Genomic DNA, 24,585 nt, shown 5'->3' with positions numbered 1-24,585 from the left:
ACTCAGGTGCGCAAGGCGCGTCTGCACCCTGCTGAGGAAGCTGCTGTGATCCAGGAGCTGCTCGACACCGCCACTGGCCAGCTGCGCATCCTTGGCCGCGACCTGGTGCAGGGCGCTACCTATGCCCAGGCGCGCTACCAGATCCTGGTCGACGGCAAGGACATCAGCGCCCTTATCGCGCCGCGGCTGATCAGCCTGGATCTGACGGACAACCGCGGCCTCGAGGCCGACCAGTTGAGCCTGGTGCTGTCCGACCATGACGGCCTGCTGGCCATCCCGCCCCGGGGTGCCAAGATTCGCCTCTGGCTGGGCTGGTCCACCACCGGCCTGATCGACAAGGGCAGCTATATCGTCGATGAGACTGAGCACAACGGCGCCCCCGACGTGCTCAGCATCCGCGCCCGCAGCGCCGACCTGCGTAAGGGCCTCAAGACCAAACGGGACCAGAGCTACAGCGCCACCACCCTCGGCGCCGTGCTGCGCGTCCTGGCAGAGCGCCAGGGCCTCACCCCGCTCATCGCGCCCGACCTCGAGGCGCAGCAGGTCCTGCAGCTGGATCAGACCGGGGAATCGGACGCCAACCTGCTGACCCGCCTGGGCGAGGACTATGACGCGGTGGCCACCGTGAAAGCGGGCCGGCTGCTGTTCCTCCCGGCCGGCGGCGGCAAGTCGGTCAGCGGCGCCGACCTGGGCCACGTCACCCTCACCCGCAAGGACGGCGACCAGCACAGCTACCTACAGGCCGATCGTGAAAGCTACGACGCCGTGCGCGCCTTCTACTACGACACCAACAGCGCCAAGAAGCAGGAAGCCATCGCCGGCAGCGGCGACAACGTGAAGGACCTGCGCCACACCTACGCCGACGAGCTCTCCGCGCTGCGCGCCGCCCGGGCCGAGTGGAACCGCCTGCAGCGCGGTACCGCCACCCTCACCTACCAGCTCGCCCTGTGCCGGCCGGAGCTCATGCCCGAGCTCACCTACACCCTGCAGGGCGTGAAGGCCGAGATCGACGCCATCATCTGGTACGGGGGAAACGTGCAGCACAGCCTAACCGCGGATGGCGGCTACACCACGCGACTGGAGCTGGAAGCCAAGTTGCCGGAAGACTTGGTAGCCGACCTGGTCGACGAGATCCAGGGCGCCTACACCGGCATCATCGCCTACTACCGTGATCCCAAGACCGGCAAGGAGCACACCCTCGCTGAGGGCGACCAGAGCAAGCCACGGCGGCTCAGGCACCTGTACGCCACCAAGGCGACGGCGAAGCGGGCGGTGGAGCGGGAATGGAAGAAGATGCAAGAACACCAAAAGTCGGGCATTTAATCACTTACAGTAGTGAGCGCTTTCTATAGGAGATACAAACCAGTCGGCGCTTGACTCAATTATCGAGTAAGTGCCCTTCTCATCACATGATCGGGCTAGGTATTTGCCGCTAACTGAGCCAATTAGAATTGATTTTTGCTCTCCAGAACGATTGAAAAGCATATACGTCGACCCAAGCCCTGAATTCAATTCCTTCGATTTATCCTCCTGATATATGAACAAACTCATCGAAATTATGACAATACACCCCAGCAAGTATCGTCCTGCCCCTTTTCGAAACCCATCATGACTATAGGTAGAAAACAATGCATAGAAAACAGGACCCATGAGAGCACATGGAAACAACTCACCCATGACTGCTAGCATCAGCTTCCCTATGAAGAAATACTTCGATATGACACCTGCAATCAATAGCCAACCCGTGCCAATAACTGCGATTATTCTCATAGACTCATCGAGCGCCTTATCAGGGTCCCGCCCCCAGCTAAATAGCATAGCCGAGAAAAATGCCACACTGACCCCAGTAGCGCCTTGAAGTATGAAGTCCTGAGCGCTATTAAATTTAATAGCCCAAAAGCAGTCGATAGTAGTGTAGAGAACTGCCAGCCTCAGGAAGCCAAGGGCGTACATACTTAGTGTCAGCAAGGTAAGAAGTGCGCCTATGTCTATCCCTTTGCTGAGAACCCCGTTTCTTGACATAAAAAGAAAACTCCCTTGTACTTGATAAAGACCTAGACCATTACTCTAGACGTTAGCGAAGCTGAGTCCAGTCCCTAGCCAGCTCTAGATATTCATGTGCTCTAAACTGAAGACTTGAAACCCATAGTCCGTCCGCATTGCCCTGGGTTACAAGCTCATCTATGGTTGTACCATGTAGTGTTCTCACATCGAAAGACGCTGGCCTGGCTGCCATTGTTTCCACATAGAGCCGAACCTTTTCGGTTACACCCAACCAAATCTTCGTATGCATCGGTGATAACTGAACAGTCACCGGAATTAACCCTTTAAAGTAATCAAACCTAGTTTCTGCTGTTTCCCCAGCAAACTTTAGACGGATAAAATCGCGGGTACTGCAAAGATCTATCTCTCTTTGCCAATCGACCTTCCGGAGATCCAAGCTGACATACTGAAGCTCTTTCTCATGCTGAAACGCCCCACCCTCCAGCAAGCCCTCAACTACCGACGCAACCGCAGAGTCGAGAACCTCCCTGACTTGCTGATCACTTTTTCGCTTAGGAACAACCTCCACCAAAACGTAAAAGAGGTACGCAGCTACAACTCCAGAGCTCAAGGATGACCAAAGCGAAATCCAGCTTTCTTTTGTCAAAACAGATTCAATCGTTGTTCCTAAAAAAACGGACCATATGGGCACCCTGATTGCTGTCATGAAGAGAACAAACAACGAAATGAGTGATACTCCAGCAATCCATTTATTTTTTGCTTCAATTGAAAAACGCATTCCGTTAGCTCCTAATTACTCCATGTGATTAGCTAATCTTAGCTCACCCCGCCCGCGGCAACTCCCCCCACCGCGTCGTATACCCCCGCGACAGCAGCTCCCGCCGCATCTGCCACCCCGGATCGGCGGGCACCCGCCCCACGTGCAGCGCCGCCCGCCCGTACCGCGCGTTGATCCGGTCCACCACCTGCATCAGCTCGCTGGGCCGCCCCTGCCCGGCCGGGGCGAAGAGGTCCGGCGTGAACTCGTCGGTCTGTACGATGCTGCCCAGCACCACGGCGCACTTCGAGTAGGCGTACCCCTCGCGATAGATGGGCTCCAGGCCCGCCAGGGCGGCCTGGACCAGGATGCGGGTATCGTCGGTCGGGTGCGCCAGCTGGATGCCCAGGCTACGGTAGTAGCGGCGCTCTTCGGGTTCGTGCTGGCCGGTCTGCACGCTCACCAGCAGCGTGGAGCACAGCGATCCCTGCTCCCGCAGCTTCTCCGCCGCCCGGGTCACGTAGGTGGCCATGGCCTCGCGCAGCGCCTCCAGGCGGTACACCCGGTTGCCGAACATCCGCGAGCTGATGATCTCCTTCTTCAGCGGCGGTGCCTCGTGCAGGCGCATCCACTGCTCGCCGCGTAGCTCACGCGCTGTGCGCTCCAGTACGCGGGAGAATTCCTTGCGCAGCACCCGCAGATCCGCCCGGGCCAGGTCCTGGGCCGTGGTGATGCCGAGCCCCTGCAGGCGAGTGGTCAGCTTGCGGCCCACGCCCCATACATCGCCCACCGGCGCCAGCGGCAGCAGACGCCCCTGCCGGAGCGCGTCGGTGAGATCCACCACCCCGCCGGTCGCGCGCCAGGTCTTGCCCGCCCACTGGGCCAGCTTCGCCAGCGTCTTGGTGGTCGAGATCCCGACACCGACCGGGATGCCCACCCAGCGGTGCACCCGCGCCTGTATCTCCCGGCCGAGCGCCTCCAGGTCGCCGGGCATGCCCGTGAGGTCCGCCCAGCATTCGTCGATCGAGTACACCTCCAGGTCCGGCACCATCCCCTGGATGGTCCGCATCACGCGATTGGAGACGTCGGCATAGAGCTCGTAGTTGGAGCTGAAGACGGCGACGTTGTGCTGCCGCAAAAAGGCCCGATTCTGAAAGTACGGCACGCCCATGCCGATCCCCAGGGCCTTTGCCTCGCGGCTTCGGGCAATCACGCATCCATCGTTGTTCGACAGCACCACCACCGGCCGACCTTTCAGTTCAGGCCGGAACAGCCGCTCGCAGCTGCAGTAGAAGGAGTTGCAGTCGATCAACGCGTAGACGCTCATGGCCGGAGGTCCCGCATCAGGAAGTCCACCACGCCCCAGAGCTCCACCTCCCCCACCAGATCGAGCGTGCGCGGGTGCCCATCGCGCCCGATCGTCGCCAGCAGCTGCTGCCGCTCCTGGTTGGTCAGTACCGTGCAGAGCCGGTGCTCACAGTCGGCCACCACGATCACCGCTCGGCCAGGCTCCACAGCGCCAGCACGATCCACGACGAGCACGTCTCCCTGGTGGATGCTCAGCCCCGCCAGAGCCTCGCTATTCACCAGCCAGAGCCAGAGGTTGGGCGCGCCCCAGCCAATCGCTTCATCGATCGAGAGTGGCAGCTGTGCATGATCCTCGGCTGGGCTCTGGAAACCGGTGATCTTCAACCGCGCCTGGGAAAGCGCGAGCTGGGCGAGTCTGCGACCCCGTGTCTGGAAAGCGTCCATGGTGGCACCTTGATACTGTACGTTTAAACAGTGTAGGTGACGGCATCAGAAATAGGTCAACAGACGAAGCGACGAGTGGTGCACGGGGCAGGAAGGGACAGGCTCGAAACCGCCTGCAAAACGGCGCAGACGCGGACGATTGGACGAGCACAAATCCTCTACAACGCGCCGAGCATCCCAAGGCGGCTGAACTGGGCCTGATAGAGGCGATCTAGCACCAGGAACACACCGTCCAGGTCTTCGCGAGCCAGGACCTCTAGATCGCGAAGCGCCGCCAGGTACGCACCTGCACGCCCATGGTGAAGGTCCAACGATGCAAGGTCGCTTGCTCGCTGGATGTCATTGAGGAGCGAAGTCACAGACGCTTCGACTTTTTGATTCGGAAAGGGAAGATCAGCAGACACGTTTACAGTCGGAAGGATGGTGGAGCGGAAAATGGTATCAGCGCCGATCCCAGGCAATCGCCTGTGGAAGGCGCCATCCATCGCCTACTGGTCACACCACGTAAACGCTCCCGGTCGCACCTGTTAGCCCGGTCGTCAGGTGGGTAAAACCTTGCTGAATCGTCTCGCTCTTAGTATTCCAGCAAGACATTTATCGTGGCGTGATGAACAACCAGCTCCAGATCCTGCTCGTGGAAGACGAGCCCCTCGTCCGGGAATTGATGAAGGACGTATTGAGCGATCTGGGTAATGGCGTGATCGAATGCGACCGGGCCGACGCAGGGCTTGCTTGCCTTGAATCAAACGCCGATAACATCGCCCTGCTGGTCACCGATATCCTTACCCCAGGCAGTCTGAACGGCCACCAGCTCGCTCAGATCGCTTCTCTGCGCTGGCCCCACTTGAAGGTACTCATCACCTCGGGCTACGCGGATGCCAGTACCCACCGTTTGCCACCCAACGCCACCTTCGTAGCCAAGCCCTGGTCGTATCAGCAGCTTGAGGACGCAGTACGCGCTGTCATGCAGTAGCAGCAAGGCCTCTGTAAAAGCGAAGCTGTTAATGCTGATTATTGATACAGTCCGTCCTTTACTCACGGCTGGTCTTAGTCTGATGCTGAATTTGACGTCCTTTCGGGTTGCCGTGGTCGAAGACGACCCGATGTTGGGCCAGATTCTGGAAGACCTGCTCGAAGAGCGTGGCGCTTGCTGCACGAAATATCTGACCGCCGACGATGCACTGGTAGCCCTTCTGCGCAGCGGGCAACCCGATCTTTTCATCACCGACCACCTGGTACCTGGACAGTTGACCGGCGGCGACTTGGCCAACCTGCTCATCAGCCGCTGGCCAACGCTGCCAGTCATCATCACCACCGGCTATGGCTTCGAGATCCAGGCCGATCTGCCAGCCAACGTGGTCTATCTCCAGAAGCCTTGGATGCCAGCCGCCTTGGAGTCCGCGATAGCCCAGGCGCTGAGCTGAGCAGCGCACTGTCCGGCTGAACGGCTAGTTGCCCAGCAGCCGATCAACTCGAGCAGCAAAGGCTTCAACCGAAAAGGGCTTCGCCAGCACCTCCATACCTGATCCGAGCTGGCCCTCGTCCTGGAAGGCCGTATCGGCGTAGCCGGTGACAAAGAGTACCTTGAGCGCCGGGCGCACCGCCCGCGCAGTCTCGGCCAACTGCCGACCATTCATGAGACCCGGCAGGCCCACGTCCGTGATCAACAGATCGATCCGGCCATCAGCATTCAAGATCTCCAGCCCGCCCGCACTTCCTGACGCCTCGAGCGTGGTGTAGCCCAGGTCCCCGAGGATCTCGGTGGCCAGCATCCGCAGCACCGGCTCATCCTCAACGACCAGCACCACCTCACCGCGCCCTTTCTTTTCCGGCTCTGCTGCTGTCTCACCGAGGCAATCACTCGCCGGGTCATGCTCATTGCACCGCGGCATGTACAAGCACATGGTCGTGCCTTCACCTGGGGTCGAATCGACCGTGATCCAGCCGCCGGACTGCTTGGCGAAACCGTAGATCATCGACAGGCCCAGCCCGGTACCCTCTCCGACCGGCTTGGTCGTGAAGAACGGATCGAAGATGCGACTCAAGAGCTCAGGGGGTATGCCGGTCCCGGTGTCGATCACACACAAAGATAGGTAATCACCTGGATCCAGATCCAGATTCTCGGCGGCGGGATCCTCGAAGTGGTGATTGGCGGTCTGGATGGTAATGCGGCCCCCGCCAGGCATCGCGTCCCGCGCGTTGATGCAGAGATTGAGCAGCGCGTTCTCCAGTTGGGGCGGATCGATCCGCGCATGCCAGAGCTCGGGTTCGGCGACGACCACGAGTTCGATCTCCGGACCCACCGTGCGGCTGATGAGGTCAGCCATGTCCGCCACCAGTGCATTGACGTCCGTCGACCGCGGATCGAGCGCCTGCCGGCGCGAGAATGCCAGGAGGCGATGCGTCAAGGCAGCCGCCTTGCTGGAGGCGCCCAGGGCCGCTCCAATATAGCGATCCAGGTCTTTTAGCCGTCCCTGGTTGAGCCGCATTCTTAGCAGCTCCATGGCGCCATTGATGGCCGCCAGCAGGTTGTTGAAATCGTGTGCCAAGCCGCCGGTGAGCTGGCCCACTGCTTCCATCTTCTGGCTCTGGCGCAAGGCGTCCTCGGCAGCGGCCAAGGCCACCGCCTGCTCCTTGTCTTCGGTGATATCGCGTCCCACCGCAATAATGACGCCCTCCCCGGCCTGTGCGGTCCAGGAGATCCACCGGTAGTCACCGCCCTTGCGGCGATAGCGATTCTCGAACCCGGTGAATCGCATACCGTGCTCAATTACATCTATTGCACCCTGCTCTGTATGAGCGATGTCGTCAGGATGAATAAGGTCGAAAAAGCTCACGTCTATGAGCTCCTCTGGCAACCAGCCAAGGATCTCGCTCCAGGCCGGATTCGATCTGATGATGCGTCCCTCAGCGTCGGCTACCAGCATGAGATCGCCAGAGAGCCGCCAGAGACGATCACGGTCACGGGTCCGCTCGGCGACCTGCCCCTCCAGCGACGTTGCGAGCTGACGGAGTTGCCGCTTTGATCGCCGTCTTTCTATGGTCGCTTGGGCGAGCTTTGCCACGTCTGAGATGAAATTCAGCTCGTCCTCAGACCAGACGCGTGGCCGATCATTGTTGACGAACAAGACGGCTTCCAGCTTGCCCCCGTCGAAGAGCGGTATGTTGGCCAGTGCCGACACGGCTACCTCAGCAAAGGCCGCAGCACCGCGCCGGGTGCGAGGGTCAACGGCGACATCGTTGACCACGATCGCCTTACCCTCGTCGAGCCCGGTTAAGGCCTCGCCGTAGCTGTTCAGAAAATGTAGACCGGCGCCGGAGGGAATCCCCGGCGCCGTCCAATCGCGCTCAATGACCAGCGTCAGCCCACCCGGCTGGATGACCCCATAGCCGACTCGGCTCACCCCCAAGGTACGACCAGTGATCTCCGCCGCGAGATAAGCGATATCGGCGGCACTGTCGAAGTCATGTTGCCGAGTACTCAGCTCGATCAGCGCGGCACGTTGAGCATCGCGGTGCTTCCGTGCAGTGATATCGGAAAACAGCACGGCAACCTGGTTGGGTGCCTGCTGCCCCAGGGGATAGGCATAGACGTCGTAGTGCCGATTATTCAGTGACGAGGCCAGGTGCTCGAAATGCACGGCCTTACCGGTAGCCAACATCTCGGCGTACCGCTCGGCCCAGGGAGACTCACCCTGAGGCGCCAGTTCACCCATCCAACGCCCGGTGATATCGGTCAGGCCCGTGATCTCGCCGAACGCCTTGTTCACCTTGAGGAAACGATAGTCCTCCGGTGCGCCCTGGTCGTTGCAGCGGACCTCGACGATGCAGAAGCCGATGGCAATGGCGTTGTAGAGGTTGCGGTAGTTCGCCTCCTGCTCAGCCACCTCCAGCTCGTTCAGCTTGGCCTGGGTGATATCGCGTGACACGGACAGGATCCGCCGGGGCTGACCAGCCTCATCGAAGATGGGTGTGACCTGAACATCCCACCATTTCGCGTTGCCCTTGAACGTCTTGGCCTCGCCTTGAAAGCGCCCCGTCCGCCCTTCACGCCCCGCCTGTAGCGCCCGCCTAGCATCCTCGTGCCCCTCACCCTCCCAGAAGTTCGGCCAAGGGCAGCCCTTGATCGAATTGAAGTCACTGACCTCCATCAGCGCCTGCCCGCCGTCGTTCATGTAGGCAACCCGCCCCTCAAGATCGAGAACCTTGATGCAGTCCCCTGAGGCAGCCAGGACGCTGCGCAGAAACGCGGAATCCGCCTTGTATTGTTCCGCGGCTGCAAGCTCGTGACGGAGGCGATCGATTTCAGTGGTAAGCGCGATAAGGGTTTGATCAGAGGTATTGGTTCGGCTGGTCATTAAGAGGGGCATGGGCAGGGAAGGATGACGCGCGGATTATCCGGCAGGACCGTGTTCACTTCCTGCGCGAGACGACAGATGGCGATACCGTCATACGAATGGCGAAGTCGCACTGCGCGACAGCGAGGCCCTGGAGACTCACATAACAGCAGGGGCCGACATGCGCCAAGACGTCTGACGGAGCCATCCATGACCAACCCTGGAAGCCTCCTTGCACATCCCCTCGCTGCTGCCGCGCCACAGCCATGACAGGCACGACCGGCAGCAACAACGGTGACCCGATCAATCCCAAAGGAAATCACCTTACACGGGCAAGACGGTCCCAGTTACAGTGCAATCCTGCCGTCATAGCTGGCTCCCACCCCGTTAGTCACTTCAACCGCTCTCTGGCCAAGCCAGGACCGTCCCCGCCCGCTCAGCACCCGCGATTCTTGATAGACTGTTTCCCTCTCGCGGCGCAGTCGGATCAGGGCATAAACATTCACGCCCTGGCGCCTTCCCGCCGTGCCATCCTTCCCGTCTGCCGCCGAGCTCTATACGTTTTTTCCGAGTGCTTAGATTCAGCATTGAGCCAGGAAAAGCACGCTGAAACCGGGCAGAACAGTGCTACAAACGAAGTTTCCAGATGCTTGCCGAAACCGCCCTACCCCCAGCAACCATGCGCCCTGAGCCGTCCCGCCGCTTTTCCGTGGCGCCCATGATGGACTGGACGGATCGTCACTGCCGCTATTTCCATCGCCTGCTGTCCCAGCACGCCCTGCTCTATACCGAGATGGTCACCACCGGCGCCCTGCTGCATGGCGACGCCCAGAGATTCCTGCGTCATGACGAAACCGAGCATCCCCTGGCGCTGCAGCTGGGCGGCAGCGTGCCGGCCGAACTGGCCGCTGCGGCGCGGCTGGGTGAGCAGGCGGGGTATGACGAGATCAACCTGAACGTCGGCTGCCCCAGCGACCGGGTGCAGAACAACATGATCGGCGCCTGCCTGATGGCCTATCCCGAGCGGGTGGCCGACAGCGTCAAGGCGATGCGCGATGCCGTGGCCATTCCGGTGACGGTCAAGCACCGCATCGGCATCTCCGGGCGGGACAGCTACGACGCCCTGCGGGACTTCGTCGGCCAGGTCGCCGAGGCCGGTTGCCGCAGCTTCACCGTGCACGCGCGCATCGCCATCCTCGAAGGGCTGTCGCCCAAGCAGAATCGCGAGATCCCGCCGCTGCGCTACGACGTGGCCGCGCAGCTGGTGCAGGATTTTCCGGATCTCGAATTCATCCTGAATGGCGGCATCAAGACCCTGGACACCTGCCGCGAGCAGCTGGAGGTGTTCGACGGGGTGATGCTGGGTCGCGAGGCCTATCAGAATCCCTACCTGTTGGCCGAGGTGGACGCGGCGCTCTACGGCTGCGACCGTCCGCAACAGACCCGCCACGACGTCATGCTGCAGTTGCGGCCCTATGTCGAGGCGCACCTGCAACAGGGTGGTCTCATTCACCACGTCACCCGCCATATCCTCGGCCTGGCGCAGGGGTTCCCCGGCGCGCGGCGCTTCCGTCAACTGCTGTCCACCGATCTGCATCGCAGCCCTGAACCGCTGCGCCTGTATGACGAGGCCACTGAACTTCTCAGGGGCCACTGAGTCACGTCTCCACGATGTCCATTCGCTAACCGAAGGAAAGACCTGCCATGAGCAAGCTGGAACAACTCAAGCAATACACCACGGTCGTCGCCGATACCGGCGATCTGGACGCCATCGCCCGCCTCAAGCCCTACGACGCCACCACCAACCCCTCGCTGCTGCTCAAGGCCGCTGCCCTGCCCCGCTACGAAGAACACCTGCAGGCCGCCTTCAGCGGCGCCAATGGCGACATCGGCCTGGCCTGCGATCGCTTCGCCGTCGCCGTCGGTGGCGAGATCCTCAAGCTGATCCCCGGTCGCATCTCCACCGAGGTGGACGCGCGCCTGTCCTTCGACACCAGCGCCACCCTGGATCGCGCCCACCGCCTGATCGAGCTGTACGAGAAGGCCGGCATCGGCAAGGATCGCGTGCTGATCAAGATCGCCTCCACCTGGGAAGGCATCCGCGCCGCCGAGCAACTGGAGAAGGAAGGCATCCAGACCAACCTGACCCTGCTGTTCTCCTTCGCCCAGGCCGCCGCGTGCGCCGACGCCGGCGTATTCCTGATCTCGCCCTTCGTCGGTCGCATCTACGACTGGTACAAGAAGGCCGAAGGCCGTGACTACGAAGGCGCGGAAGATCCGGGCGTGAAGTCCGTGACCCGCATCTACCAGTACTATAAGGCCAATGGCTACGACACCGTGGTGATGGGTGCCAGCTTCCGCAACCTGAACCAGATCGAGCAGTTGGCCGGCTGCGACCGCCTGACCATCAGCCCCGAGTTGCTGCAGCAGCTGTCGGAAGCCCAGGGCGACCTGCCGCGCGTGCTGACCGCCGACAGCAAGGGCGGTGAGCCCAAGCAGCAGCTGAACGAGGCGGCCTTCCGCTGGGCGCACAACGAAGACGCCATGGCCACCGAAAAGCTGGCCGAAGGCATTCGCCAGTTCGCGCGCGATCAGGAAAAGCTGGAAGTGCTGCTGCCCGGCAAGCGCTAAGAGCTGACGCGGTCAGTGCCTTTCGAGGGCACTGACCAGATCGCGAAAGGCATTGCGGTTGGATTCATTGAGGCCCATCAACACCCGATGGGCTTCAAGCACGCGACTGCGCACCTCGGCTTCGGACTGGTCCTGCGGTGGCAGGTCGGTCAGGCAATCCGGGCAAGGCAATACGGTCTCGACGATATTGAACACCTGATCGAAACCCATGGAATCCAGCAGCCGCAGGATGTCCGGGTTGTTGGTGGTCAGCATGGGCAGCAGCCCGATGCGCTGCCGCGACAGGATCGACAGCTTGGCCAAGAGGCCCAGGGTGGTGCTGTCGATGCTCTGCGTCTCGGTCAGATCGATGACGATGGACGAGAAATTCAACGACGAGAAGATGTGCTCGATGGTCGCGTCCAGCGCCGAGCAGAGGGTCAGACGCACCTCGCCGGTAAACTTCAGGACGAAGGTGCCATCCTGCTCGGCAAATTGGATTTTTCCGGTGCTCATGCCAGGTTCCTGCTCAACACCAGCAAAGCGATATCGTCGGGCATCTCGGTGACGGATGCCAGATCCAGGGCTTCGCTCAGGCCTGCCAGTGTACCGCCGGCGCGGCGGACGTAGTCGGGCAAGCTGTGTTCTTTCTCTTTCAAATTGTCTCCCGGCAGCAGGTCGAAGATGCCATCCGAAAAGAGGGTCAGGCTGAAACGCTCGGGCAGATCCATCTGGTGGTCATTGTAGGTCGCCTCCTGGAACAGGCCGACCGGCAGCCCCTTGCCGACCAGGAACCGCGTTTCTTCCGGGGTATGCAGGACCGGCAAGGGCAGATGGCTACCGATGCTGTACGCCAGGGTACCCGTGGTTTCGTCGATGACGCCACCCAGCATGGTCACGTGCTTGCCCAATTTGCAATCCAGTAGACCCCTGTTGATGTGACCGAGCACATCCGAGGGCTTGAATTCGGGCAGGGTGCCGTTGCGCTTGGACTCGTAGAGTAGGCGCGTGGTCATGAACTTGAGCAGCACGGTCACGAAGGCCGAGGACGCGCCATGTCCGGAGACGTCGGCCAGGTAGAAGGCGACGCGGTGCTCGTCGATGCGAAAGTAGTCGACGAAATCGCCGGACAGATACAGCGACGGGATGATCTCGTGGGCGAAGTTCAGCCCCTCGGTTTCCCAGGGCGTCACCGGCAGCATGTTCATCTGCACGTGCCGTCCGGCGTTCTGGTCTTCCTGCAACAGGCTCAGGCTGGCCTGCAGCTCGCGATTGGTGTTTTCCAGCTTGACCCGGTAGCGATCGTTTTCCAGGCGCAGGCGGGCGCGATCCAGGGCGCGGTTGACCGAGTGCTCGAGCACCATCAGGTCTTCCAGCGGCTTGATCAGGTAATCGGCGGCGCCCAGGCGCAGGGCTTCCACGACGTCGCTCATGACGCCGGCGCCGGACAGCACCAGCACCGGCGTATCGATGGACAGCTCGCTGATGCGCCGCAGCAGCGTCAGCCCATCGACCTGCGGCATGCGCAGGTCGCAGATGATGAGGTCGGGCTGTTCGCGCTCGAACATTTCCAGGCCCTGCTGGCCATTGCTGGCCTGCAGGACGTTGAAGCCACTGTCTTCGAGATAGTCGGCGAGACTGAGGCGAACCACCTCGTCATCGTCAATGATCAAGAGCGTGGCAGGCGAATTAGACATAGAGGATCCAGGCATGCACCCGAACGGCAAACCGGCGGACAGGATCCGACACGGGCCACGGTGATTACGACACGGCGGAGACACTACTCCCATCCACCGGGGCGTTCAAGCTTGCCAACTGGATGGAATTTCTTTACAGGGTGCCTTTATGGAGTTTATACCTCCAACAAACCGCCATCCATCCTCCCAAGCAGTAGGATTGCCATGAGTACCATCGACCGTTCTTACAGTGAGAAGCGCGATTTCATTCGCATGCACGTCGACTCCAAGGCCGTATTGAAGGTCGGCGACGCCTCCTTCGAGGCGCGCTGCGTCGATCTGTCCAGCACCGGCTTCCAGATCGAGGCCGCCACCCGCCTGCAGGTCGGCGACAAGGTGACCGTGCTCATCCCCTCCAACCACGCCGAACTCCCCGGCCTGGAAGCGGACGCCGAGGTCCTGCGGGTCCAGGCCACCGATTCGGGCAAGCAGCTGCTGGGCCTGTCGGTGCTGGAAATGCGCTAGGCGCCCTGGCCAACAAAAAAGGCAGCCTCAGGGCTGCCTTTTTCATTGGGGCCGGGACTAGAAGTCGTCGACCACCTGGCCATCCTTGACCTTGAACTCACGGGTCTGCAGGTAGGCGTTGCGAATGAACACGTACTTGTCGCCAGTGATCAGGCGCTCGGCCTGCAGCAGACCGGCGCGGGTGTCGACGGTGCTGAGGGCGAAGGCACTGTTGCGCACGGCGACATCGTCCACATAGGGATAGGCGCTGGTGTAGCTGTCCGGGATGCGACCGAGGCCGTCACGCACGCTGCTGGGGCCGAAGAACGGCAGGACCAGGTAGGGACCGCTGCTCGCACCCCACTTGCCCAGGGTCTGGCCAAAGTCTTCGTCGTTGCGCTGCAGGCCGGCCTTGGTGGCCACGTCGACCAGGCCGAGACCACCCAGGGTGGTGTTCATCAGCAGGCGCGCGGTATCGACCCCGGCGTGCTCGACCTTGCCTTGCAGCAGATCGTTGGCCAGGTTGCGCACATCACCCAAATTGTTGAAGAAGTTGCTCACGCCGGTCTGCACGAAGCCGGGCGTGAAGCGCTGATAGCCTTGGGCGACCGGCTTGAGGGCATAGGTGTCCAGGGTATCGTTGAACACGAAGATCTTGCGGTTGAAGCCTTCCCAGGGATCGGGATTCTCGGCGTCGGCCGCCATCGCCTGACCGGCAAACGTCAGGGCCGTTGCAAGGAGCGCTCCCCATACCCTGGAACCACGTCGCTCGACCGTCATCGCTTCTCTCCTCGTTGAACTCAGACGCCTGAAAGGCGCCGATTATAGTCATAGCTTTGCCAGTTTGGCTTAGGGCCAGGCTCAGTCACTCGATCTTTGACCCAACGTTGCGGTCAAAGAGTCCGGACACAGGAGAAACGCCATGACCACCTCTCATCTGCAGGAACAACTCGACCACCTCCGCCACCAGCTGGACCAGGACCCACCCGCCTCGCCCGAGGACCGGGAGGAACTGGAACTGCTGATCCGGGACATCGAATTCCAGCTGGCCAACGAAGATGCCACCCATACCCGGGATGGCAGTCTGGTGGAAGGCGTCAATCTGGCGGTGGAGCGCTTCGAGGTCAGTCATCCGACCATGGCCGGCACGCTCCGCTCGATCATGAACAGCCTGAGCAGCATGGGCATCTGATCACTGCCGGACGTAACGCTCCGCGGCGGGCTGGCGGGCGTCACTGCTTCGGTAGGGATTGATGTCCAGCCCGCCACGCCGCACATAGCGGGCGAACACGGTCAGCTTCGCCGGTTTGAGCAGCCGCCACAGATCCAGATAGATGCGCTCGACGCACTGCTCGTGGAAATCCGCATGCTGGCGGAAGGCGACCAGGTAGCGCAGCAGACTCGCCGCCTCCAGTGCCAACCCCTCTTCGTACTCGATCACCACGGTGCCCCAGTCCGGCTGACCGGTGACCGGGCAATTCGACTTGAGCAAATGGCTGTAAAACCTCTGACTATCCCGGGCTCCACCCACGCTCAGCAGATCCGCCTGCGGATGGGCGTAGCGATCCAGGCTGATATCCAGCTCATCGACGCACTGGCCATCGGGGCGTTGCACACCGCGCGCCGCCCAGTCGTCCAGCGACACCAGGCTGACACCCACGGCACCGCCCGCCGCGGCGCTCAGGTCCTTGACCAGCACGGTTTCGACTTCGGCCAGGCTGGCGAACGCCGACTGGTTCAGGGAATTGAGGTAGAGCTTGAAGGACTTGGACTCGATGATGTTCGGCGAATCGGCGGGAATGGCGAATTCGCCGATGGCCACCACCGGCTTGCCGGACGGCAGCAGCCAGGACAGCTCGTAGCAGGTCCAGATGTCCACGCCACGAAACGGCAGGTCCTGCCCGTCCAGCCCCAGCTCCGCCCACTTGGGCGCGCGCGGGATCGGATACAGCAGCTCCGGGGCGTACTGGCTGACGTACTCGGTGCTCTTGCCCAGGGGCGATTGTTCTACGCTATGCATGACGCTCAGACACTCAATGACGCATGCCGCGCCCGCTCACGAGCAGGCGGATGCTGACCAGATAAAGCACGACCACGGCGACCAGCATGAAGGCGATCGCCACCCCGATGCGGATGTCGGACACCCCGAGGATGCCGTAGCGGAAGGCGTTGACCATGTGCAGGATCGGATTGACCAGGGACACCTTCTGCCAAAAGGCCGGCAGCAGGTCGATGGAATAGAAGACCCCGCCCAGGTAGGTCAGGGGCGTCAGCACGAAGGTCGGCACGATGGAGATGTCGTCGAAGTTGCGCGCGTAAACGGCGTTGATGAAGCCGCCCAGGGCGAAGATCGCCGCGGTGAGGATGATCACCAGCAGCATGATGCCCAGGTGGTGCACCTGCATGTGGGTAAAGAACAGCGACAGCACGCTGACGATGGCCGCCACGGCCAGGCCACGCAGGATGCCGCCCATGGCATAGCCGATGAGGATGACGTGGGGCGACACCGGCGAGACCAGCAGTTCTTCCACCGAGCGCTGGAACTTGCTGCTGAAGAAGCTGGAGACCACGTTGCTGTAGGCGTTGGTGATCACCGACATCATGATCAGGCCCGGCACGATGTACTGCATGTAGGTGAAGCCACCCATGCCGCCGATTCGATTGCCGATCAGGTTACCGAAGATCACGAAGTACAGGACCATGGTGATCGCCGGCGGCAGCAGTGTCTGCGCCCAGATGCGGGTGAAGCGGCGCACTTCGCGATGGACGATGGTCCGCAGCGCCACCAGGTTGGCTTGGAATTCGGTACTCATCGGGCGACCTTGGCTAGATTCTTTTCCACCAGGGAGACAAACAGCTCCTCCAGGCGATTGGCTTTGTTTCTCAGGCTCTGCACCTGGATGCCGGCGGCGTCCAGCTGGCGGAACAGGGCATTGACCCCGCTGGCCTTGTCGATGGCCACCTCGAAGGAGTGATCGCCCAGCAGCCGGGTCGGATAGCCTTCCAGTTGCGGCGCCGCCGTCAGCGGCTGGACCACGTCGACGATGAAGGTCTCGACATTGAGCTTCTGCAGCAGCTTGCGCATGCTGGTGTGCTCGACCAGCTCGCCATGGTCGATGATGGCGATGTTGCGGCAGAGCTGTTCGGCCTCTTCGAGATAGTGGGTGGTGAGGATGATGCTGGTCCCCTGCCCGTTCAGCTCGGTGAGGAAATTCCACATGGAGCGGCGCAGCTCGATGTCCACGCCGGCGGTGGGTTCGTCGAGGATCAGCAGGCGCGGCTTGTGGATCAGGGCGCGGGCGATCATCAAGCGCCGCTTCATGCCACCGGAGAGCATGCGCGAGGGGGTGTCACGCTTGTCCCACAGGCCGAGCTGGGTCAGGTACTCCTCGGCCCGCTCGCCGGCGATCCGCGCCGGGATGCCGTAGTAGCCCGCCTGGGTCACCAGGATGTCGAAGGCCTTCTCGAACTGGTTGAAGTTGAATTCCTGGGGCACCACGCCGAGGCAGCGCTTGAGGCCCGCCGGATCCTTGTCCAGGTCATTGCCGAACACCGAGACTTCGCCGCCGGACTTGTTGACCAGGGTCGAGAGGATGCCGATGGTGGTCGACTTGCCCGCTCCGTTGGGACCGAGCAGCGCGAAGAAATCGCCTTCGACCACGTCGAGGTCGATGCCCTTGAGCGCGGTGAAGCCGTTGTTGTAGGTCTTGGTCAGACCACGAATGGAGAGAGCTAGACTCATGTGCCTCCCGGCAAGAACTGATTCGCAAAGAAAAGTGCTACTTCCTATAACCCCGGCAGAGGGCAAAGGTTCGATCCTAGTCGAACCAGACAACGTCGGACAGTGCCCCTATACTGCGCAGCCGCTTTTTCAGGAGACACCCATGGCCACTTCCTATCTCGCCCACCACGTTGCCCTCCTCGCCCAGCTGCGTGCGGTCCTGGCCGACGTCGGCGCGGCCGAGCAGGTGCCCTCGGAGAACCACGCGCTGTTCCTCGACCGCTTCGACGAACTGGTCGCCGGCCTGCCGCAGGCGCCCGAAGAGTACGCCTATCTCGGCCAGGACCTGCTCAGCCAGATCTTCAGCCGCTATCCGCAGATCGCCCACCGGGTACCGCGCGACCTGCTGTGGTTCTTTGGCGGCGATTGCCTGCACTTCATGCCGGACGAAGAGCTGGCGCTCTACCAGCGACTGGACGAGCGTCGCCACGAAGCGGAATCCCGTGGCGAGGCCTTCGACTGGGCGCAGGAACAGCGCCTGATGGCCCTGCCGGACGACGCCGCGCGCCACTGAAACGCCGAAGGGCTATCGAATCGGTCGATAGCCCTTCGTACCCGCAACACGCGCTATCTCTAGTAGTAGGCGTTTTCGCGGTTGGTGTGGTCGGTGACGTCGCGCACGGCGGTGAGTTCGGGGATCCGCTCCAGCAGGGTGCGCTCGACGCCATCCTTGAGGGTCAGATCGACCTGGCCACAGCCCTGGCAGCCGCCGCCGAAGCGCAGGACCGCGACGTTGTCGTCGACGATGTCCACCAGGCTGACCATGCCACCGTGGCTAGCGAGCCCCGGATTGATCTCGGTCTGCAGGTAGTAGTCGACGCGCTCGTTGAGCGGGCTGTCCTCGTTGACCATGGGCACCTTGGCGTTGGGCGCCTTGATGGTCAGCTGGCCACCCATGCGGTCGGTGGCGTAGTCCACCAGGGCGTCTTCCAGGAAGGGCTGGCTGATGGCGTCGATATAGGCAGTAAAGCTCTTCAGCCCGATGGGCTGGTCATCGGGCTTCTCTTCGCCGGGCTTGCAGTAGGCGATGCAGGTCTCGGCGTACTGGGTGCCGGGCTGGGTAATGAAGATCCGGATACCGATCCCGGGGGTGTTCTGCTTTTCCAACAGGTCGGCCAGGTAATCCTGAGCCGCGTCGGTAATGGTGATGGCGCTCATGGTCACTCCTCAACAGGTGTGACAAGTTTACGCCACCCCACCCCTCGACGAAAGCCCTAGTGAAACAGTCGGATAATCGTCTCAGTCGAGGCGGTGCACGAAACTGGTCACCCGGTTGCGCCCATTGTGCTTGGATTCGTACAGGGCCTTGTCCGCCTGCTGGATCATCTGCTCGTGGTTGCCCAGGGGCACCGACAGATCGGTGATGCCGACACTGATGGTGAAGGCGATGGGCGTCCCCAGCACGTCGAGCCGCATGGCCTCGACCGCCTCGCGCAGGCGTTCGGCGAGCAACCGGGCGCCTTCCACCGCCGTGTCCAGCAGCACCACGCCGAATTCCTCGCCGCCGTAGCGTCCGGCGATGTCGGCATTGCGCACATGGGTCTTGATCACCCCGGCCAGCGCCTTGATCGCCTGGTCGCCGACGGCATGACCATAGGTGTCGTTGATGCGCTTGAAGTGATCGATGTCGAGCATCATCAGCGCCAGGCGACCGCCATAGCGCTGGTGGCGGGCGAATTCCTCGGTGAGGCGCTCTTCCCAGTAACCACGGTTGGCCAGACCGGTCAGGCGATCAGTACGCGACAGTTCCTGCAGCTTGTCGTTGGAGAGCTCCAGTTGCCGCTTGTTGATGGCGACATCAGTGACGTCGTAGATCACCACGCAGATGTGGGCGATGGCACCGGTGGAATCCCGCAGCGGCAGCAGGGTGACGTTCTGGTACATGAAGGCTTCCACGCCGGTGATCGGCTGGTAGCTCTTGAAGTGGACCAGGTAGGGCCGCTGTTCCCAGATGGAAAAGGCCCGGGTGCCCAGCAGCACCACGCTCTCGGCCTTGGCGCGAAACCAGGCCTCGTCGATTTCGGCGAAGACGGCGAACAGCGACTGCTGGCTGACCTCGCTGAGGATCCGTCCGGAATGGTTTTCCATGAAGCTGTTCCAGACCTCGATGCGGTAGTCGAGGTCCAGCACCACCACGCCGACATCGATGTTCTGCACGATGTCCAGCAGCCAGTGGAGTTCGTTGATATCGATCTGTGCCGCCATGCTCAACTCATCAGGTAGCCGATCTTGCGGGTGATGCGCTTCACCGAATCCTCGGTGAACAGCAGCAGCAGATCGAAGTGGACGTTATGGCCTTCCAGGCTGTAGCTGAGTTCGACCGCCAGGGTCTTCTTCCAGCGGGTCTTGTTGACGACGATGAGTTCGTCGATGGACGCATGGTGGCCGAGGATGGTCGGATGCCCCTGGGAAAAGCGGATGTCGAACTGCTCGGCGATGCCGGCCAGGCAGGCGCCGATGATGATGCTCGACAGATCCAGCAGCATCTCGATGTCACCGGACTCCCCTGCCTCGCGCCAGCGCACCAGCTTGGCCATGTCGTCGAATTCGGAGTCGTGGAAGATCAGCAGCGCCTCGCCGGCGATACCCTCGCCGATATAGCCCTGGCAGACCGCACTGAGGCGATCCTCGCGCTGGGCGTCCACCAGCGTCATGTGCAGCTCGCTGACTTCAAGGATATTGACGTTGGGAATCGGCAGCTGGACGAAGACATCCAGCGCCTTGGCCAGCAGCGCGCCGGCGCGGCCCATGGAAACGTTGACCACCTCGCGGAAGGCGTCGCGGAAGCTCACCTCCAGCTCGGGACGCGCGACCGGCTCCGGCAGTGCCGCAGGGCTGGGGCTATAGAGCCCATGGCGCTCGAGTACCGCGGCCAGTTCGGCGGGATCGGCCGGCTTGCGCAGAAAGTCCAGGGCGCCCAGTTCGCGCACCCGGGCCACCGCCTGGTCCTGGACGTCGCCGGAGACGACGATCACCTTGACCGCCAGGCCTTCGTTGCGAATGGCCGCCAGGGTGCCGTAGCCGTCCAGGATCGGCATGGTAAGGTCCAGCAGCATCACCTGACCCAGCCCCTGGCGCAGCGCCGTGAGGGCTTCCTCGCCATTGGTGGCCTGGGTGATGGATACCGCCCAGCCTTCGGGCAGGGAGCGAACCAGCTGCTTGCGCGCCATGTTCGAGTCGTCGCATATCACCAGAGGAATCACGGCCACCTTCCATGACACTGTTTTGACGCACAGTAAACGTCGGTCAATTGCCAGTAAAGCAGCACTTGAAAGGCTTGCCCACCAGACGCGCAAGATCGTCAGACGTTTTCGCCATGAAAGACTCGCCGACCCTGCATGAGCGCTGTTCATCATGGACCGTCGCCAATACCGGGGCAGGCGCCGGCTTTTGCTATGCTGCCACCCTTTGTCCAGCGTCTCTTCATCTCTGTGGAATGCCCATGACCGATCGCAGCTCTCGCCTCGCCGCCCTCCGCCACGCCCTCGCGCAGCGTATCCTCATCCTCGACGGCGGCATGGGCACCATGATCCAGAGCTATCGGCTGGAAGAAGCGGACTACCGTGGCGAGCGTTTCGCCGACTGGCCGAGCGACGTCAAGGGCAACAACGACCTGCTGCTGCTGACCCAGCCGAAGATCATCGCCGAGATCGAGAAGGCCTACCTGGATGCCGGCGCCGACATCCTGGAAACCAACACCTTCAATGCCACGCGCGTCTCCCAGGCCGACTACGGCATGGAGGCCATCACCTATGAGCTGAACCTGGCCGGCGCCCGGGTCGCCCGCGAGGTGGCCGACGCCAAGACCCTGGAGACCCCGGATCGCCCGCGTTTCGTCGCCGGGGTGCTCGGCCCGACCAGCCGGACCTGCTCCATCTCTCCGGACGTCAACAATCCCGGCTATCGCAATGTCACCTTCGACGAGCTGGTGGAGAACTACACCGAGGCCACCCGCGGCCTGATCGAAGGCGGCGCCGACCTCATCCTGATCGAGACGATCTTCGACACCCTCAACGCCAAGGCGGCCATCTTCGCGGTCCAGGGCGTGTTCGAGGAGGTCGGCGTCGAGCTGCCGATCATGATCTCCGGCACCATCACCGACGCCTCCGGCCGTACCCTGTCGGGCCAGACCACCGAAGCCTTCTGGAACTCGGTGCGGCACGCCCAGCCGATTTCCGTCGGCCTCAACTGCGCCCTGGGGGCCAAGGAATTGCGGCCCTACGTCGAGGAATTGGCGACCAAGGCCGACACCTTCGTCTCCGCCCACCCCAACGCCGGCCTGCCCAATGCCTTCGGCGAATACGACGAAAGCCCCGCGCAGATGGCGGCGGTGGTCGAGGAATTCGCCGCCAGCGGCCTGCTCAACATCGTCGGTGGCTGCTGCGGTACCACCCCGGCGCATATCCAGGCCATCGCCGAGGCGGTCGCCAAGCATCCGCCGCGCCAGCTGCCCGAGATTCCCAAGGCCTGCCGCCTCTCCGGCCTGGAGCCCTTCACCATCAGCCGCGAGTCGCTGTTCGTCAACGTCGGCGAGCGCACCAACATCACCGGCTCGGCCAAGTTCGCCCGGCTGATCCGCGAAGAGAACTACGCCGAGGCCCTGGAAGTGGCCCAGCAGCAGGTGGAAGCCGGCGCCCAGGTCATCGACATCAACATGGACGAGGGCATGCTGGATTCGAAGGCGGCCATGGTCACCTTCCTCAACCTGATCGCCTCCGAGCCGGATATTTCCCGGGTACCGATCATGATCGACTCCTCCAAGTGGGAGGTGATCGAGGCCGGTCTCAAGTGCATCCAGGGCAAGGGCATCGTCAATTCCATCTCCATGAAGGAAGGCGTCGAGGCCTTCATCCATCACGCCAAGCTGTGCAAGAGATACGGCGCGGCGGTGGTGGTCATGGCCTTCGACGAAGACGGCCAGGCCGACACCGAGGCGCGCAAGAACGAGATCTGCGCGCGCTCCTACGACATCCTGGTCAACCAGGTCGGCTTTCCGCCGGAAGACATCATCTTCGACCCCAACATCTTCGCCGTGGCGACCGGGATCGAGGAGCACAACAACTACGCGGTCGACTTCATCAACGCCTGCGCCTTCATCCGCGACAACCTGCCCTACGCCCTGACCTCCGGTGGCGTGTCCAACGTCTCCTTCTCCTTCCGCGGCAACAACCCGGTGCGCGAGGCCATCCACTCGGTCTTCCTCTACCACGCCATCCAGAACGGCCTGACCATGGGCATCGTCAACGCCGGCCAGCTGGAGATCTATGACGAGATCCCGGCCGCCCTGCGCGAGCGGGTCGAAGACGTGGTGCTCAACCGTACCCCGGCCGGCACCGATGCCCTGCTGGCCATCGCCGACGACTACAAGGGCGGCGGCGCGGTCAAGGAGGCCGAGACCGAGGAATGGCGTGGCCTGCCGGTGGACAAACGCCTGGAGCATGCGCTGGTCAAGGGCATCACCACCTATATCGTCGAGGACACCGAGGAATGCCGGCAGCAGTGCGCGCGGCCCATCGAGGTCATCGAAGGCCCGCTGATGAGCGGCATGAACGTGGTCGGCGACCTGTTCGGCTCGGGCAAGATGTTCCTGCCCCAGGTGGTCAAGTCCGCCCGGGTGATGAAGCAGGCGGTGGCGCACCTGATCCCGTTCATCGAGGCGGAGAAAGGCGACAAGCCCGAAGCCAAGGGCAAGATCCTCATGGCCACGGTCAAGGGCGACGTCCACGACATCGGCAAGAACATCGTCGGCGTGGTGCTGGGCTGCAACGGCTATGACATCGTCGACCTGGGCGTCATGGTCCCGGCGGAAAAGATCCTGCAGACCGCCATCGCCGAGAAGTGCGACATCATCGGCCTGTCCGGTCTGATCACCCCTTCGCTGGACGAGATGGTCCATGTCGCCAAGGAGATGCAGCGCCAGGGCTTCACCCTGCCCTTGATGATCGGCGGCGCCACCACCTCCAAGGCCCATACCGCGGTCAAGATCGAGCCGCAGTACAAGAACGATGCCGTGGTCTATGTCACCGACGCCTCCCGCGCCGTGGGCGTAGCCACTCAGCTGCTGTCCAAGGAACTCAAGGCCGGCTTCGTCGAGCGCACCCGCGCCGACTACGTCGAGGTCCGCGAGCGCACCGCCAATCGCAGCGCCCGCACCGAACGCCTGTCCTATGCCAAGGCAGTGGCCAACAAGCCCGCCTTCAACTGGCTCGGCTACCAGGCGCCCACGCCCAGCTTCACCGGCACCCGGGTACTGGAAGACATCGACCTGGCAGTCCTGGCCGAGTACATCGACTGGACGCCCTTCTTCATTTCCTGGGACCTGGCCGGCAAGTACCCGCGCATCCTCACCGACGAGGTCGTGGGGGAAGCGGCCACCGCACTGTTCCACGACGCCCAGGCCATGCTCAGGAAGCTGATCGACGAGAAGCTGATCAAGGCCCGCGCCGTGTTCGGCTTCTGGCCGGCCAACCAGGTGCGTGACGACGACCTGGAAGTCTATGGCGAGGACGGCCAGCCGCTGGCCACCCTGCACCACCTGCGCCAGCAGACCATCAAGCCCGAAGGCAAGCCCAACCTGTCCCTGGCCGACTTCGTCGCACCCAAGGAAACCGGCGTCACCGACTACCTGGGCGGCTTCATCGTCACCGCCGGCATCGGCGCCGAGGAGCTGGCCAAGGACTACGAGCGCAAGGGCGACGACTACAACTCCATCATGGTCAAGGCCCTGGCCGATCGTCTCGCCGAAGCCTGTGCCGAGTGGCTGCACGAGCGGGTGCGCAAGGAGCACTGGGGCTATGCAGCGGACGAGACCCTGGACAACGAGGCGCTTATCCGCGAGCAGTACAAGGGCATCCGCCCCGCTCCCGGCTACCCGGCCTGCCCCGACCACACCGAGAAGGCCACCCTCTTCAAGCTGCTGGACCCCGAGGCCCGCTTCAACGAGGCCGGTCGCAGCGGCGTCTTTCTCACCGAGCACTACGCCATGTTCCCCGCCGCCGCCGTCAGTGGCTGGTACTTCGCCCATCCCGAGGCCCAGTACTTCGCCGTGGGCAAGATCGACAAGGATCAGGTGGACAGCTACACCGAGCGCAAGGGCCAGGAGCTCGCGGTGACGGAGCGCTGGCTGGCGCCGAATCTGGGGTACGACAACTAGCCTGGCAGACG

At 62.4% G+C, this 24,585-nt stretch carries 23 protein-coding genes; 9 read left to right on the top strand and 14 right to left on the bottom strand.

From position 1 onward, the window contains the following. Window positions 1-45 precede the first annotated feature (45 nt). The gene (locus tag POR01S_RS04640; protein ID WP_042134066.1) at window positions 46-1,323 is read left to right on the top strand and encodes a phage late control D family protein; all 1,278 of its coding nucleotides are present in this window, start codon (window positions 46-48) and stop codon (window positions 1,321-1,323) included. A gap of 751 nt (window positions 1,324-2,074) precedes the next feature. Here POR01S_RS04640 and POR01S_RS23640 read toward each other — a convergent pair. The 4 genes from POR01S_RS23640 to POR01S_RS04620 all read right to left on the bottom strand — a co-directional run bounded on the left by POR01S_RS23640 (window position 2,075) and on the right by POR01S_RS04620 (window position 4,998). Beyond that, window positions 2,075-2,782 carry a hypothetical protein gene (locus tag POR01S_RS23640; RefSeq protein ID WP_156045005.1) on the bottom strand — a complete coding sequence of 236 codons (708 nt, stop codon included), beginning with the start codon at window positions 2,780-2,782 and terminating at the stop codon, window positions 2,075-2,077. Between the two features lie 43 nt (window positions 2,783-2,825). Next, a complete protein-coding gene (locus POR01S_RS04630; RefSeq protein WP_042134063.1) occupies window positions 2,826-4,088 on the bottom strand; it encodes a Y-family DNA polymerase in 1,263 nt (420 codons plus the stop codon). Then, on the bottom strand, window positions 4,085-4,513 hold the full coding sequence (locus tag POR01S_RS04625) for a LexA family transcriptional regulator (RefSeq protein ID WP_042134060.1): 429 nt from the start codon (window positions 4,511-4,513) through the stop codon (window positions 4,085-4,087). The genes POR01S_RS04630 and POR01S_RS04625 overlap by 4 nt, the downstream gene beginning before the upstream one ends. Window positions 4,514-4,671: 158 nt before the next feature. Next, window positions 4,672-4,998, bottom strand: a complete 327-nt coding sequence (locus POR01S_RS04620; RefSeq protein WP_042134059.1) for a hypothetical protein — start codon at window positions 4,996-4,998, stop codon at window positions 4,672-4,674. 122 nt (window positions 4,999-5,120) lie between these two features. Between POR01S_RS04620 and POR01S_RS04615 the strand changes: the two genes are divergently transcribed. Both POR01S_RS04615 and POR01S_RS04610 read left to right on the top strand, forming a co-directional pair. Then, window positions 5,121-5,486 carry a response regulator gene (locus tag POR01S_RS04615; protein WP_027599386.1) on the top strand — a complete coding sequence of 122 codons (366 nt, stop codon included), beginning with the start codon at window positions 5,121-5,123 and terminating at the stop codon, window positions 5,484-5,486. Between the two features lie 31 nt (window positions 5,487-5,517). After that, window positions 5,518-5,937 (top strand): response regulator, encoded by a 420-nt coding sequence (locus tag POR01S_RS04610; protein ID WP_255211793.1) that lies wholly within the window; start codon window positions 5,518-5,520, stop codon window positions 5,935-5,937. A gap of 24 nt (window positions 5,938-5,961) precedes the next feature. On the opposite strand, the gene POR01S_RS23060 is transcribed toward POR01S_RS04610, so the two are convergent. Then, on the bottom strand, window positions 5,962-8,871 hold the full coding sequence (locus POR01S_RS23060) for a PAS domain-containing protein (protein WP_162180670.1): 2,910 nt from the start codon (window positions 8,869-8,871) through the stop codon (window positions 5,962-5,964). A 658-nt stretch (window positions 8,872-9,529) separates the two neighbouring features. Between POR01S_RS23060 and dusA the strand changes: the two genes are divergently transcribed. Further along, window positions 9,530-10,507 carry a tRNA dihydrouridine(20/20a) synthase DusA gene (gene dusA / locus POR01S_RS04600; RefSeq protein ID WP_162180671.1) on the top strand — a complete coding sequence of 326 codons (978 nt, stop codon included), beginning with the start codon at window positions 9,530-9,532 and terminating at the stop codon, window positions 10,505-10,507. Window positions 10,508-10,554: 47 nt separating this feature from the next. Continuing rightward, window positions 10,555-11,481, top strand: coding sequence for a transaldolase (gene tal, locus POR01S_RS04595; RefSeq protein ID WP_027599427.1), 927 nt, complete (start codon window positions 10,555-10,557; stop codon window positions 11,479-11,481). 12 nt (window positions 11,482-11,493) lie between these two features. Here the strand turns inward: tal and rssC are convergent, their stop codons facing one another. Next, window positions 11,494-11,976, bottom strand: a complete 483-nt coding sequence (gene rssC, locus POR01S_RS04590) for an anti-sigma factor antagonist RssC (protein ID WP_007158388.1) — start codon at window positions 11,974-11,976, stop codon at window positions 11,494-11,496. Then, window positions 11,973-13,157: a two-component system response regulator RssB gene (rssB, locus tag POR01S_RS04585; protein WP_042134055.1), complete on the bottom strand. Its 1,185-nt coding sequence runs from the start codon at window positions 13,155-13,157 to the stop codon at window positions 11,973-11,975. Before rssB ends, rssC begins: the two co-directional genes overlap by 4 nt. A 204-nt stretch (window positions 13,158-13,361) precedes the next feature. On the opposite strand from rssB, the gene POR01S_RS04580 reads away from it, so the two are divergent. Further along, the gene (locus POR01S_RS04580) at window positions 13,362-13,661 is read left to right on the top strand and encodes a PilZ domain-containing protein (protein ID WP_027602250.1); all 300 of its coding nucleotides are present in this window, start codon (window positions 13,362-13,364) and stop codon (window positions 13,659-13,661) included. A gap of 57 nt (window positions 13,662-13,718) precedes the next feature. On the opposite strand, the gene POR01S_RS04575 is transcribed toward POR01S_RS04580, so the two are convergent. Further along, window positions 13,719-14,345: an MlaA family lipoprotein gene (locus POR01S_RS04575; RefSeq protein WP_042134053.1), complete on the bottom strand. Its 627-nt coding sequence runs from the start codon at window positions 14,343-14,345 to the stop codon at window positions 13,719-13,721. A gap of 217 nt (window positions 14,346-14,562) precedes the next feature. On the opposite strand from POR01S_RS04575, the gene POR01S_RS04570 reads away from it, so the two are divergent. Then, a complete protein-coding gene (locus tag POR01S_RS04570) occupies window positions 14,563-14,832 on the top strand; it encodes a DUF4404 family protein (RefSeq protein ID WP_007158392.1) in 270 nt (89 codons plus the stop codon). Here POR01S_RS04570 and queF read toward each other — a convergent pair whose 3' ends face one another. From queF to POR01S_RS04555, 3 genes are read right to left on the bottom strand one after another with little or no spacing between them, the layout of a single operon-like run. Beyond that, window positions 14,833-15,660 (bottom strand): NADPH-dependent 7-cyano-7-deazaguanine reductase QueF, encoded by an 828-nt coding sequence (gene queF, locus POR01S_RS04565; protein WP_042134050.1) that lies wholly within the window; start codon window positions 15,658-15,660, stop codon window positions 14,833-14,835. Window positions 15,661-15,673: 13 nt separating this feature from the next. Then, a complete protein-coding gene (locus tag POR01S_RS04560) occupies window positions 15,674-16,453 on the bottom strand; it encodes an ABC transporter permease (RefSeq protein WP_027599433.1) in 780 nt (259 codons plus the stop codon). Continuing rightward, window positions 16,450-17,382, bottom strand: coding sequence for an ABC transporter ATP-binding protein (locus POR01S_RS04555; protein ID WP_027599434.1), 933 nt, complete (start codon window positions 17,380-17,382; stop codon window positions 16,450-16,452). The genes POR01S_RS04560 and POR01S_RS04555 overlap by 4 nt, the downstream gene beginning before the upstream one ends. Window positions 17,383-17,524: 142 nt before the next feature. On the opposite strand from POR01S_RS04555, the gene POR01S_RS04550 reads away from it, so the two are divergent. Beyond that, the gene (locus POR01S_RS04550; RefSeq protein WP_007158396.1) at window positions 17,525-17,935 is read left to right on the top strand and encodes a PA2817 family protein; all 411 of its coding nucleotides are present in this window, start codon (window positions 17,525-17,527) and stop codon (window positions 17,933-17,935) included. 59 nt (window positions 17,936-17,994) lie between these two features. Here POR01S_RS04550 and nfuA read toward each other — a convergent pair whose 3' ends face one another. The 3 genes from nfuA to POR01S_RS04535 form a co-directional block, all read right to left on the bottom strand. Next, window positions 17,995-18,579, bottom strand: a complete 585-nt coding sequence (nfuA, locus tag POR01S_RS04545) for a Fe-S biogenesis protein NfuA (protein WP_007158397.1) — start codon at window positions 18,577-18,579, stop codon at window positions 17,995-17,997. A gap of 81 nt (window positions 18,580-18,660) precedes the next feature. Beyond that, window positions 18,661-19,626: a sensor domain-containing diguanylate cyclase gene (locus tag POR01S_RS04540; RefSeq protein ID WP_042134048.1), complete on the bottom strand. Its 966-nt coding sequence runs from the start codon at window positions 19,624-19,626 to the stop codon at window positions 18,661-18,663. Window positions 19,627-19,628: 2 nt separating this feature from the next. Continuing rightward, window positions 19,629-20,630: a response regulator gene (locus POR01S_RS04535; RefSeq protein WP_108582869.1), complete on the bottom strand. Its 1,002-nt coding sequence runs from the start codon at window positions 20,628-20,630 to the stop codon at window positions 19,629-19,631. A 227-nt stretch (window positions 20,631-20,857) separates the two neighbouring features. Here POR01S_RS04535 and metH point away from each other — a divergent pair, with 227 nt between their 5' ends. Beyond that, a complete protein-coding gene (metH, locus tag POR01S_RS04530) occupies window positions 20,858-24,574 on the top strand; it encodes a methionine synthase (RefSeq protein WP_169853329.1) in 3,717 nt (1,238 codons plus the stop codon). The last annotated feature ends 11 nt before the right edge of the window (window positions 24,575-24,585 follow it).

Source organism: Pseudomonas oryzihabitans NBRC 102199, assembly GCF_000730625.1.
Taxonomy (GTDB): Bacteria; Pseudomonadota; Gammaproteobacteria; order Pseudomonadales; family Pseudomonadaceae; genus Chryseomonas; species Chryseomonas oryzihabitans.
This window is presented reverse-complemented; position numbering and strand designations above follow the sequence as displayed.